Annotated in this window: 7 protein-coding genes; 2 read left to right on the top strand and 5 right to left on the bottom strand. The window is 59.4% G+C overall.

The features are described from left to right. Positions 1-195: 195 nt before the first annotated feature. Positions 196-7,791, bottom strand: coding sequence for a G5 domain-containing protein (locus QKE52_RS12230; protein ID WP_347948904.1), 7,596 nt, complete (start codon positions 7,789-7,791; stop codon positions 196-198). A 387-nt stretch (positions 7,792-8,178) separates the two neighbouring features. Beyond that, positions 8,179-8,955 carry a hypothetical protein gene (locus QKE52_RS12225; RefSeq protein WP_347948903.1) on the bottom strand — a complete coding sequence of 259 codons (777 nt, stop codon included), beginning with the start codon at positions 8,953-8,955 and terminating at the stop codon, positions 8,179-8,181. Between the two features lie 159 nt (positions 8,956-9,114). On the opposite strand from QKE52_RS12225, the gene QKE52_RS12220 reads away from it, so the two are divergent. Continuing rightward, a complete protein-coding gene (locus tag QKE52_RS12220) occupies positions 9,115-10,254 on the top strand; it encodes an Mrp/NBP35 family ATP-binding protein (protein ID WP_347948902.1) in 1,140 nt (379 codons plus the stop codon). A 7-nt stretch (positions 10,255-10,261) separates the two neighbouring features. On the opposite strand, the gene QKE52_RS12215 is transcribed toward QKE52_RS12220, so the two are convergent. The 3 genes from QKE52_RS12215 to sigE all read right to left on the bottom strand — a co-directional run bounded on the left by QKE52_RS12215 (position 10,262) and on the right by sigE (position 12,099). Then, complete coding sequence (locus QKE52_RS12215; RefSeq protein ID WP_070700806.1) at positions 10,262-10,834, bottom strand: Sec-independent protein translocase TatB; 573 nt, start codon at positions 10,832-10,834, stop codon at positions 10,262-10,264. 67 nt (positions 10,835-10,901) lie between these two features. Continuing rightward, positions 10,902-11,351, bottom strand: coding sequence for an anti-sigma factor (locus QKE52_RS12210; RefSeq protein WP_046648303.1), 450 nt, complete (start codon positions 11,349-11,351; stop codon positions 10,902-10,904). Positions 11,352-11,433: 82 nt separating this feature from the next. Beyond that, the gene (gene sigE / locus QKE52_RS12205; RefSeq protein WP_046648302.1) at positions 11,434-12,099 is read right to left on the bottom strand and encodes an RNA polymerase sigma factor SigE; all 666 of its coding nucleotides are present in this window, start codon (positions 12,097-12,099) and stop codon (positions 11,434-11,436) included. Between the two features lie 163 nt (positions 12,100-12,262). Here sigE and QKE52_RS12200 point away from each other — a divergent pair, with 163 nt between their 5' ends. After that, on the top strand, positions 12,263-12,910 hold the full coding sequence (locus QKE52_RS12200; protein ID WP_046648301.1) for a methyltransferase: 648 nt from the start codon (positions 12,263-12,265) through the stop codon (positions 12,908-12,910). Positions 12,911-13,067: the final 157 nt, after the last annotated feature.

Raw genomic sequence — 13,067 nt, 5'->3', positions numbered from 1 at the left:
CACCATCACCACCCCAACCCTTCGGCACTAATTTGAGCCAAGTCAGGTTACACGGTATTGGTTCTCAACGACGGAATCCGACCACCGCAATGAAGTAGACAAAAGAGAAACGCCCGAGCATTTGCTCGGGCGTTTCATTCACGGCTTGGTGAACCGTGTCTTCAGGGCAACCCAGCCCTGAAGCTTCCTAGCGGACTAGGACTCCTTGCGGCGACCAGGACGCAGAAGCAGTACTGCTCCAGCAATCAGTGCCCATGCTGCGGCAAGTAGCCACAGGATATTTGCACCGGTATTCGCCAGGGCTCTAGAAGAGGAACTCTTCTTGGAGTCCTTGGTGCTCGAGGGCGAGCTAGTAGAGCGAGTGGTGTTGTCACTCTGGCTCGGCTGAGCATTGTTGTTGGACTCCACAGCACTCGGCTGTGCTGCCTCACCTGGTGCTTGCGGCTGATTCGGAGCCTCACCTGGTGCCTGCGGCTGCGGGGCCTCGCCAGGGGCCGGGGCCTTCGGATCCAGCGGCTTCAGCGGCTCAAACGGCTTCTGCGGCAGTGCAGGATCATGCGGCGGCTTGAAGAAGTGACTCAAGACCGGCGGCACAAGAACCAACGGAATGAGTAGCGGCCACAGACCACCGAGCTCAGGGATGCGAGGCTCGTTCGGGTCGGACGGCGTGCCCGGCTTGCCAGGCTCGTTGGGCTTGCCAGGCTCGTTGGGCTTGCCAGGCTCGTTGGGCTTGCCAGGCTCGTTGGGCTTGCCCGGCTCGTTCGGCTCACCCGGCTCGTTGGGCTTGCCAGGCTCGTTCGGCTCACCCGGCTCGTTGGGCTTGCCAGGCTCGTTCGGCTCACCCGGCTCGTTGGGCTTGCCAGGCTCGTTCGGCTCACCCGGCTCGTTCGGCTCACCCGGCTCGTTCGGCTCACCCGGCTCGTTCGGCTCACCCGGCTCGTTCGGCTCACCCGGCTCGTTCGGCTCACCCGGCTCGTTCGGCTTGCCAGGCTCGTTCGGCTCACCCGGCTCGTTCGGCTTGCCAGGCTCGTTCGGCTTGCCAGGCTCGTTCGGCTCACCCGGCTCGTTCGGCTTGCCAGGCTCGTTCGGTTCACCCGGCTTGTCCGGTTCTCCCGGCTCGTCCGGCTCTCCCGGCTCGTTCGGTTCACCCGGCTCGTCCGGCTCTCCCGGCTCGTTCGGTTCACCCGGCTCGTTCGGTTCACCCGGCTCGTTCGGCTCGTCCGTCGGTTCGGTCGGCTTGGTCGGCTCTCCCGGCTCGTTCGGCTCGTCCGTCGGTTCGGTCGGCTTGGTCGGCTCGTTTGGGTCGTCCGTCGGTTCGGTCGGCTTGGTCGACTCAACCGGGCCGCAGCCACAGTTATCGCTGACGACACCAATTACAGTCTTCACATCAAAGACATCACCGTTCTTCGTGGTGACCTTGACCGGAATCTCCTTGATGGTGCCGCTTGGGGTATCAACCGGCGGAGTCACCGTCAGCTCACCCGTGGACTCATCAATGGTCACGGTCCAACCAGCCGGCACCTCACCCAACTCGTAGGTGTTGCCCTCAGTATGGCCATAGTTGATGCCAACCTTCTTGGTCTCGCCGGCCTTGATGACATCCGGGTTGTAGGTCGGTGCCTGAATGATCTCCGGGTCATTCGGCTCCGGAGCGATCGGCTCGTCTTCCTTCACGATGAAGACAGCGTTCGTCTCGTACGGCTTGCCGCCCTTCGGGGTCACCCTTACCGGAACCTTGATGTAGTCGCCAGACTTCGCCGTCGACGGTGCGGTTGCCGTCACTCGGCCGTTCTCATCAACGGAGACGGTCCAGCCATCCACGTCCGACGGCACCTCATAGGTGTTGCCATCCGTGTGCTTCTTCACGTCCTGCGACTCAGACTGGCCTGGCTTAACCAGCTCAACACCGTAGAAGGAGCGTTCAATCTCCGGGGCCGGCTCCTTCTCCGTCACCGTCGTGGTGGTGTTGCTGGTCTCGGTAACCTTCTCCGTCGTGGTGACCTTAGAGGTCTCCGTGACGGCCTTGGTACCGATGCGCAGCTTGCGCGGCGTCGGCTCCTTGGTGACCTTTTCAGAGGTCTCTGGGTCACCTACGGCCTTTCCATCCTTGAGCTTCCAAACCTTCGTGACTTCCTTCTCGCCGAAGGAACCGGCCTGGTCTTCTACAACCTTTCCGGCCTCAAGGTTCGGGTCAGTCTCAATGAGGGTCTCATACGGAGTCTGCTCGGTGTGCTTATCCGTCAGCTCGGTCTGAGTCGGCGCAGTACCGACCTCGATGATCTGCTTGGTCGGCTTGCTGATCTCCGTGGCGTCATCCTTGGTGGAAATCTCACCGTTGTCGGAGGTCACCGTAACGGTGTGCTTGACCTCGCCCGGCTTGCCTTCCTGGACAACCTTGGTCTCACCAGCCTTCAGGTTCGGATTCTCGCGAACCTCGACCTCGAATGGGGTGTTTTCGGTCCACTCGATGGTCTTGGACGTGGTCTTGCCCTTAGTGCCGACCTTGATGATCTTCTTGACAGGCTCGGTCACGCGCTCGGTCTTGGTCTCGGTACCGACAACATTCGAGTTCTCAATCTTCTGAGTCGTCGTTACCTTGTCCTTGCCCGGCTTACCTTCTTGAACCGTTTCCTGGGTGCCGGCCTCCATGGTGTCGTCGAACTGAATCTCGGTTTCGAATGGAACGTCAACCTCGGTCACTGTCTCATGAGAGCCCTCGGTCTTGGTACCCACACGAATCTCGGCCGCAACCGGCTCCTTGGTGCGCTCAGTCGTCACGGTCGGCTCGCCGAAAGGCTTGCCATCCACGATCTTCTGAGTAGAGGTCTCGACATCAGTGCCGAGCTCACCCTGCTTGTCGACGACCTGCTTGCCTGCCTCCAAGTTCGGGTCCGCGGTAATCTTCGTCTCGAACGGCACCGGCTTCTCAGTCTTGGTTACCACAGAGGTGTCTTCAGCCTTCGGGCCGTACTCGACGATGCGCTCGACAGGTTCAGTGCGGGCCTTGACTTCCTTAACCTGTGCTTCACCGTTGGTGCTGGTAAAGACTGCAGCATAGGAAGCCTCGCCGTTCTTGCCTTCCTGAACCACCCTAGTCTCACCCGGAGCGAGGTCAGGGTTCGGACGCAGAGTCGTGCCGAATGGAATCGGCTCCTTCCACTCGACCGTATCGGTCGCAGTGGCCTGCTTGGTACCAACGGTGATGACCTCGTCGACAGGCTGCTTCGTGATCTCTTCAGAGACCGTCGGCTCACTGTCCGGGTTCGAGTTGGTGATGTTGCGCTTGATCGTCACCGTCTTCTCACCCGGAACACCTGGCGTCGTCACCTTGGACTCACCAGCAGGCATGTTCGGGTCGTACTTGATGACGACCTTGAACGGAGCTTCCGTCTTGAAGGTTTCGACGTTCTCACCAGTGGTCTTGCCACCAACGCGGATGATCTGCTTGACCGGAGCCTTAGTCCGTTCCTTGGTGACTACCGGATCACCGGAAGGTATTCCGTCGACAAGCTTCTGCTTAGTCGTAACGGTCTCTTCGCCTTCTTCACCCTTCTGTTTAACGACCTGCTCGCCAGCCTTAAGAGTGTCGTCATAAATGATCTCAGTCTCGAACGGGATGCGGTTCTTGTCAGTGAAAACCAGTTCCTGATCCTCAAGGCGCGGGCCGTACTCCACAATGCGTGGCTTCGGATCCTTGGTCACGGTATCCGACGTGGTCTTCACCGTTGGAACACCGCCCGGCTCAAGGGTGGCGTCGAATTTCGCAGTGATGGTGCGCTCGCCAGCTTCGCCCTCCTGAACAACCTTCACCTCACCCGGCTTGAGTGCCGAGTTCGGACGCATGATGGTGTCGAAACCAGTAGACATCTTCCAAGTCATTTCATCGGTAGCCTTTGCAGGCTTGGTACCAATGACGACGACCTCATTGACCGGAGCCTTGGTCTGCGACCACTTGCCCTTTCGGTCCTGTACCTCTGTGCCTGGAACACCTTCGGTTTCGACCTTGTAGGTGCCCTGCGGGACGGTGTCATCGAACTTGTACTCAACATCGAACGGCACCTCGCGCGTCGGGGCATCCTGGATGTTGATCGGTGCATAAATCCGATCGGTGGAACCGTCGGAGTAGGTAACCGTGACCGGAACCTTGATAGAGTCACCCGGCTTCGCGGTCTTAGGTGCAGTAGCAATTACGTTGCCCTTGTCATCCAGGCCGACCAGCCAATTGCCGTTGGCCGTCGTAACCGTGTACGTCGGATTACCAAACTCGTTTTTATCCCCGGTTGCAGTGTAGCCATCAGCCGGAGTGATCTTGTACGGCTGATCCGGCGCCACGGTAATACCTTCAGGCAGCTCAATAGTGAGCGGAGAAGTAACCGTCTCACCAGGGAACGTAGTCTCCGGCGGGTAGGTTGGATCGACCTCGAAGTTCTGAGTCAAGTTCACCACAGTGGTTACTGGAGTCTCGTCGGTCGAACCATCGGGGTACGTCACCGTGACGTTGTGTACGTGCTTGTCACCCGGCTTAGAGTCAGCGGGCGGGGTTACGGAAACCTCACCGGTCTTCGGATCGATCTTGTAGGTCCACCCGTCAACGGTGTCCTCAGTTTTCGGCTTGTCGCCGTCCAAGCCGAAGGAGAAGGTCGTACCGTTCGGCGCACCGTCCCGGTTAACGGAACGCTTCACCTCGGTGCCTGGCTTGGTTGATTCGACCGGGTATGTAGGCTCGCTGATGTCCTTCTGGTTCTCCTTGACATTAAACGGTGCATAGACCGTGTCGGTGGAGCCGTCATAGTAAGTGACGGTAACAGGGATACTCACGCCGTCACCAGGTCGAGCGTCCTTCGGTGCGGTGGCGGTGACGACACCGTTTTCGTCGACGCTGACCTTCCATCCATTGAAGTCTGAGGGCACCTGGAAACGCTTCGAAGGATCCTTAGCGAGGTCGCGTTCAGGAATCCTCGTTACTTCCGTAATCTCGGACTTAATTGTTCCACCAGGCGTGGTGTTTTGCAGCAAGTACTGTGCCTCATAGACCTGCCGTACTTCCGCCTTAACGACGACTGTGGCAATCGTCTTATCAGTCGAACCGTCTTTGTATGTGACACGAACAGGGATATCCGCAGAGGTCCCAGGCAGAGCAAACTTGCTGATCGGCGTGGTGATGACACCCGTAACCGGGTCAATCTTCACATCTTCCCATTTCAGGTTGCGGGGTGGATCAATATAATCCGGGTCATTCGGATCCGTAATAATGGAAAACTTCGGTTCAGCAGCATCGTACAGGTTAGTACGATCCACCTGGCTAACCACTAATGTACCGGGTTGACCACTAACCGTCGGATACAAGGGATCATTCGTACGCGCGTAGGCATCGATGACCGTAAACTCTGCCGGAACAGTAGCGGTGGAACCATCCGGGTAGGTTACTTCTACATTGACGGTGACAGTCGTACCATTCTCCACTGTCGCATTCGGGGTTGCGGTAACCGTACCCTTCTCATCAATGCCGAACTCCCAGTCCTGCGGCAAGTTATCAGGCAACTTGTACTTAGCGAGCTTCGGATCGGACAACATCGTATCGATATCCGAAGTCGCCTTCTCCCCTGCCTTAGTCACCTGCGCAGGGTAGGAAGCGAAGTCCTTACCGGAACCATCACCAATAACGTTGATGGTTCCGGTCACCACCTGTGGGGTAGCGCCCGTAGCGTAGTAAGCCTTCACTGGGATGGTTAGTCGCGCGCCAGGTATAGCTGTTTCCGGAATCGTCGAAGTCAGCTCACCAGTATTCTCGTCGATAGTGACTGTCCAGTCACCATATTTGTACTCCAAAGAACCGTCTGGGAAAGTATAGCGATTAGGTTTCTCGTCATCGGTGCGACCGCCCAAGCCAAGCTCCGGCAAGGTTGGCTGAAGCGTAACCGTTTCATTTACGTGGCCGGATTCCGCGGTGTAGTCCGGCACCTTGATCGCATTGACAATCTGGAAGGGAACCTCAACGGTATCGGTCGTCCCATCTGGGTAGGTAGCGATAACCCTCGGCAAAATCTTGGTGTTGTTCGCAGCAGCTTCCGGGGACGTTGCCCTGACTTTGACGGTGCCATCATCATCGACGGTCACCTTCCATCCTTCTGGAACTGACGCAGGGTCAACATCAAAAGACTTGGGCCGGACTGGGTCGTATCCCTCAAAGCTAGGCTTTAGGTCAAGCTCTGAAACGAGTACTTTACCAGCTGGGCCCTCAACCGTTCCCCTGACAGCTAATTCCGTAACCTGAGTATCGTTCGGGTCGATGACAGCGAGCAGCGGAATAATATCTTGCGAGCCATTGGAATAGGTGACGATAACACGAGGCTGAGCGAACGTGCCCGGCATCGGATTAGCAGGTGTTGTGACGGTGACATCGTAAGTGTTTGGATCTAGCTTGGCGTCCCAACCTTTATAAACGTAGCGCTTATCAAGCTTCACCTCGGCTTCGACGCCGCCATCCTCACGTCTTCTTATCAAGTCAGCGATCTTGTCACCCACTTGCTTATAGGTAAGAGTTTGGGGCCCAGTGACAACTGTATTCGAAGTCTTATCAACGCCAGAGGTCACTGATTGCTGGACCGGCGAATACTCCGGATCGTGGAACTGAGTGTCGTCGAAACTCCACTGATTGTTGCTCACTACGTTGGCCTTATTGTAGCGAGAAAGCGAATTAGAGCTATCAAAAGCACTGCCTTCGCCGTCGTTATTCTTCTCAGCTGCAGCTTGAAGCTGCTCCACAGAACGCGGCTTTGCCAACACGCTAAACCGCATGCCCTGCTGTTGACTCAGCTTCGTGCCTTTGTACTCCGGCATGGTGTAGAAGATATCGCCGGTAGTCTGATCGATACGTAGGCTCGACGTGCCGCCACCTGAAGCAGCGGTGTCGCTCGTTCCGATGAAGCTACCCTGGGCGTCGTAGGCCTCCACAACCATGCGGGACAGGGAATCATCCACGCCCTCGCCTTTAATCGCTGGAACGTTAATCTTGCCGACCTTGAGCTCCTCGCCCGGCCTGATCACCAGCTTTTCTTGGTTCTCCCATGACACTGAAATCGGGTTACATTCGATGTTCTCGCTCGGCCACGGGTTCACCACGGCCGAAAAGGATGCACTGTCTCCCTGGGTGGCAAACGGACCGGAGGTTCGGTCAGTCTTATAGTTACCCTGCCAGGCGTAGCGTACCGGGTTCGCGGCAGTGGCCTCAGCGAACTGCTTGACTTCCGCATCGGTCAGTTCCGCGACAAGGTTCAGGTTTCGCTGTCGCCCAGAGCCATCAATCTTGAGGAATTCGTCGGCCTTGTGTGTGACTACCTTGTCAACAAGGGTCTGACCGGCATCCATGGCGGGAACCTGAGCTGCATCAAGGTACGCACCCATAAGGCCTGAATTGGTAAAGGCCCAATCAGCGAATGTGCGGTCCTTCGAGTTGTCAAAGGAGACGCTCAATCCCCAGGCTTTCTTGTTGGGGCTGGACGCAGACGGCTCAGAGGTATTCCAGCTGAAACCAGCCTGGCTACCATTCTCAGCCTTTCCCGAGACAACACACGAACCGGCCGGCAGGTCGGAGGCCTTCTGGGCATCCTGCTCCACCGCTCCCGACTTGTCGCGGATACCCCCAGAGAACTCCGCGGCGATGGCGTCAGGGACCACCGTATTAAAAGAGGTGATGCTGAGGCCACTCAGCGCGAGCGTAATAGCAGAAAGGGCTGCCACTCCTTTACGGGAAGAGCGCCGACGGGCCGAGCCACTTCGTGGTGTATTCATTCCTTAGGTCCTTTCAAACGCAGTACCCTGCCCCACCCCACAGTGTGGAAACCCGAAAGCCGCGGCGGCTTCTCAAGACATTTCCTCACAAATCCTCTTGAGAATAGACAGGAAAAAGGCAGATGATCACCTTGGATATTACCCGCCGTCACAGAAAGTCTCAAGGAAAACAGGCTTTTATCTGGCTTTTCTAAGAATAGTTACGATCCTCATGGGAAACATAAACTTCCCAGCATCGACCACTCTGTGAGAAACTGATCCGTTTCTGCACTGAAGGAACGGGCGGTTCGGTGAAACGTCGCCAAGCAGGGCGTGCCCATCGGCGTTTTATACACTCCTGGGACATCGCTCAGATGCCTGGAGCTTCACCCCTTATGCCTGTCTCTTCTAGGATTCCTCATGGACCAAATCCGAACCGCCGGAAGAGTTGGAGTCGCCCTCCTCATTAAGGTCTTGCTGGAGGTTGGCCTCCATCCAGGCCCGCACGGTTCCCTCAAAGTCCTCGGAGTCCTCGACTTCCTGCACTACCTCGTCGAGGTCCTGCGCGGTGAGGAACTTGGTAAAAGAGGCGACTTCGAGCTTCTCGTCGCGGTTAAACAGGCCATCCTGGTAGACCACGACGTAGTTCTGCGGCAGCTCCGGCTTGGCGTTCGGGCAGCCTTGGGCGCCTGCGGGTTCCACTACGGAAAGCTCCGGCGGCACCGACGCCATGAGCGCGATGTGTGCACGCTCCAAGAAATCCACGTCCTTTGTGCCCTCATCCTGAGCGGCCGCGTAGTCTTTCGATATCGCGCGGGCCTCCGCTGGGTTGAAGGCGTTCAAAAACTCACCCGTGCAACCAACAAAGAAGTTGCCGTTGCGGCTCACCCCACTTGTGTGTCCAGTGCCGCGCCGCACCACCATGGGATCCTGGGACACGGTGACTGCACGCCCTTCGTCGAGCAGGGTCTGGCGGTAGATTTCCGCTAGCACGCGCTGCTTGTGGGAAGTCGGGTCAATCATGATGGTGATCGGCGCAGAGTTCACTGGGTTCGGCTCCGGCTTGGGTTCATACCCGGAGCAGGCGCTTAACGACGCCCCCGCAACCGCCACCAAGGCCACCCCAACAACGCGGGCGAAGGTGCGGGAACGTGCAATAAGGCGGGGCATCAGAATCAGGCGCATTCTTTCTATTCAACCGGACATGCAGCACACATGTCGCTGTTCTTAAAGTTCCTCAGTCCGCAGCGCTGGGCCGCAGCATCTGGCTGAATCTTACACACCTCGCTGGCCAGACGGCGGTGTGGCTCTCCCCGATAGCAAGTGACTAGACTAATGCGCGTTATGACTAGCGCTATTACTGAATCTTCCGTTCGCGACGCGCTCACACGCGTCGATGACCCAGAAATCGGACGCCCCATCACGGAGCTCGGCATGGTGAAGTCCGTGACCGTCACCGGCTCGGACGTGGACATCGAGCTTTATCTCACCATCGCCGGCTGCCCGATGAAGGGCACCATCGAGTCCAATACCCGCGCGGCCGTGGCGGAGCTCGACGGTGTCGGCAACATCAGCATCTCGATGACGCCGATGAGCGACGAGCAGCGTAAGGAGCTCAAGCAGAAGCTGCGCGGCGGGCAGGCTGAGCCGGAGATCCCCTTTGCCAAGCCCGAGTCCACCACCCGCGTATTCGCAGTGGCTTCCGGCAAGGGTGGCGTGGGCAAGTCCTCCGTCACGGTGAACCTGGCCGCGGCCCTGGTCAACAAGGGGCTCAAGGTGGGCATCGTGGACGCCGATATTTACGGCCACTCCGTGCCCAGCCTGCTGGGTTCCACGGCGGGCCCCACAGTGCTTGACGACGAAATGCTGCTTCCCCCCATCTCCCACGGCATTAAGCACATTTCCATTGGCCAATTCGTCGAGGGCAACGCGCCGGTGGTCTGGCGCGGACCAATGCTCCACCGCGCCCTCCAGCAATTCCTCGCGGACGTCTTCTGGGGCGACTTGGATGTGCTCCTGCTGGACCTGCCGCCGGGTACCGGTGACGTGGCCCTGTCGGTAGCCCAGCTCATCCCAAATGCCGAGCTGCTGATTGTGACCACCCCGCAGGCAGCCGCGGCCGAGGTGGCTGAGCGTGCCGGTTCCATCTCCCAGCAAACGCGCCAGCGCGTGGCCGGCGTGATTGAGAATATGGGTGCGATGGTCATGCCGGATGGCTCCACCATGGATATCTTCGGCTCCGGCGGCGGCAGCGTAGTAGCCGAGCGCCTCAGCGTGCTGCTGGGCCACGAGGTTCCCCTGATGGCCAGCATCCCGCTGGATCCGAGCCTGCGCGCGGCTGGCGATGCCGGAACCCCCATCGTCATCTCCGCGCCCGACTCCCCCGCTACCCAGGCCATCAACAAGGTGGCGGATTCGATCGCGGTGCGCTCCGATTCCCTCGTGGGCAAGAAGCTCGGCTTGGGTGTCACCCGCAAGGGCTAAATAACCCTTAGGTGACGTCCTCCCAGGAGGAGCTGCCCTCGCCGGTGGATGCATTTCCGCCGCGCGGGGGCTGTGTCGTTTTAGCCGCCTTCTCCCCCGCTGGCTGCTGGGCGCCAAGGTCCGGATAGACCTGCGAATAATCGAAGGTCGGTCGGCCAGTGTTCTGCTCCGGCGCTGGCTGCGCCGGCCCCTGCTGGTTATGCGCGGGTTGGTTGTTTATTTCCGCGTCATGCTCATACGGGCTGGTGCTCTTCTTGATGTCCTCTGCCATCTTCTTCGGGTTGAAGTCGTCCCAGGCGGAATCGTCGCCGTCGAAAAGCGCCTTGGTGATAACCCCGCGCGGCCCCATGCGCGTCCACTCCGCCGCCTGGCTCAGGGGCACGCGGAGGTCGTCGAACTCCGCGCCGAGACCGCTCATCTCACCGTTGAGCTCCGCCTTGGCGTTCGCAATGGCCTTGCGCGCCGCGTAGATAGCCGCGCGGACGTCCATGATCACGCCGGGCAAGCGCTCAGGGCCGATGATCACCAGCCCCAGCAGCACGATGACAATGATCTCTACCCAACCAATTGAGGAAAACACGAAACTATCTTAACTACTTCGCTAGTGATGACAGGGCGACGGGCGCGCGGAAGGCTTCGGTCTCTTGTTAGCCCCGCTGGTTGTGCCGGATGGCGCGCACAACCATCTCCACCTTGTCCAGGAAATCCTGACGTGGCTGGTGCGCAGGCGCTTCCGCATCCGGCCCGGGCCCTACGCCCTGATGGGCGATGCCAGCGAGCTTTGCCATGAGCGAGTCCGGCGCCTTAACGTGGGATTCCACGCTGCATTCGCGAACCCACTCGGCGGCGTTGCGCTGGTGGTGGATTTCTGCCCGGCATTCCGGGCAGTGCACAAGGTGGATGCGTACGCGGTGGGCATATTTGGCTGGCATCTCGCCGTCGACGAAAGCGACGACCGCCTCGGGCCCCAAATGGCCGATAGTATCTGCCCGCTGGGCGCGGGCCTTCGCCTTATCGCGGACTTTGGCTTGGGCCTCGGTGAAGAACCCGGACAGACTCAGGGACTGGCCGTCGCTGCTATGTCCTTCTGCTTTCACCTCAACGTCACCTCACCTCAGTGCGTTCTCTTCCACCTAGGCGGCAGAATTCTCGCGGTCTCAGACTTAAACGCTGCCTAGTCTAGCGCGTACGCAGCAGGCTGCGGGTGTCTGCGTTGCTCTCGGCTTCCTTCTCCAGAGCGGCACGCAGCTGGGAGCGGCCGCGGTGGATGCGGGAGCGCACGGTGCCCATCTTGACGCCGAGGGTTTCAGCGATTTCGTCGTAGCTCATGCCCACGACATCACAGAGAACCACGGCCACGCGGAAATCCGGTGCGAGGTTATCCAGTGCGGACTGCAGCGCCGGATCCAGGTTAGCTACCGAATAGGCCTGCTCCGGGGTCATGTCAGTGCCGGGGACGCGTTCATAATCCTCCGGCAGGGCCTCCATGCGGATCTTGGAGCGGTGGCGGACCATATCCAAGAAGAGGTTGGTGGTGATGCGGTGCAGCCAGCCCCCAAAGGTCCCCGCTTGGTACTTATCCAAGGAGCGGAAGACGCGCATGAAGGTCTCTTGGGTGAGGTCTTCGGCATCATGCTGGTTACCGGAGAGGCGGTAAGCCAAGCGGTAGACATCATCGGCGTGCTCAGCCACGAGTTCGCCCCAGGAAGGCATATCGGCCTGGCCGGCGTCGAACGCAGCGGTTCCGGTCAACTTCTCAGTTTCAGCGCTGGCATCATGGCTGCCAGTGGCGGAGGAATCGGTGGAACGGTGAGCGGGCTCAAACTCGCGCTGCTGTGTGGTCATGCCGAATATCTTTCTATAGTGCGCGTCGAAACTCCAGCCACGGCCCTGTGAGCAGCCTGTGAATCCGTCACACCGCTTACATGCGCTTCTTGCGTCACAGCTGAGGAGAGTTGTGGGCGATTCTCGGCACGCAGCTGTGGCGATTTCACTATGGTTTTCTTTTGTGACTACTACGGCTTATGACGCAATGCGAACCTACATCGAATCCACCAGCGAGGTCTCCGAGGTTCTCGCCGGCGCTCGCGCCCACGCGGAGGAGTATGGCCTGCCAGCCCCGGATGAGGCAACAGGCCAGCTGCTCACCACGCTCGCGGCGGTCTCGTCCGGCACCACCTCGCGGCCGCAGGCGGTGGCGATTACTCCCGCAGCATCCGTCGTGGGCCTCTATCTGCTTGCAGGCATGCCGGAGAACGGAATCCTCACCTGCATCGATCCGGAGGCAGAACATCAAGCCAGCGCCAAGCGAACCTTCCGCGAGGCCGGCTACTCCCCCAGCCGCGGCCGCTTCCTGCCGTCTCGTCCGCTCGACATCATGGGCCGCCTGGCCAATGACACCTACCAGGTGATCTACGCCGAGGTCCCCGCGCTCGACATGCCTGCACTGCTCAAGGCTGCTTGGCCGCTGCTGCACCAGCACGGCACTTTGGTGCTGGCCAATGCGCTTCTCGACGGCACCGTGGCCGACCCCTCCCGCACCGACCGCGACACCGCCGCTGCCCGCGAGGCCGACGAGGTTGCCCGCTCCCTCGAGGGCGCGGCCGTGACGCGCCTGCCCTACGGCGCGGGCCTGACGCTCATTACCAAGCTGTAGCCGCCTTCTGAAACTGCCCGATCTGCCAAAACCATCGCCTGTTTTTCGATCGGCTCGGAGACTTTCGTCATTTAGGACACCGTTGGTTTAGCCACTGATACGTCTCCGAGCTAAACCCCGCCCTGTGGCGCCGGTGTCCTTCTTTGCGCCCACTTTT

This window comes from Corynebacterium sp. c25Ua_47, from assembly GCF_039907205.1.
Taxonomy (GTDB): Bacteria; Actinomycetota; Actinomycetes; order Mycobacteriales; family Mycobacteriaceae; genus Corynebacterium; species Corynebacterium hiratae.
Note: the sequence above shows the minus strand (reverse complement) of the source record. Positions and strands in the feature narration are given on the sequence as shown.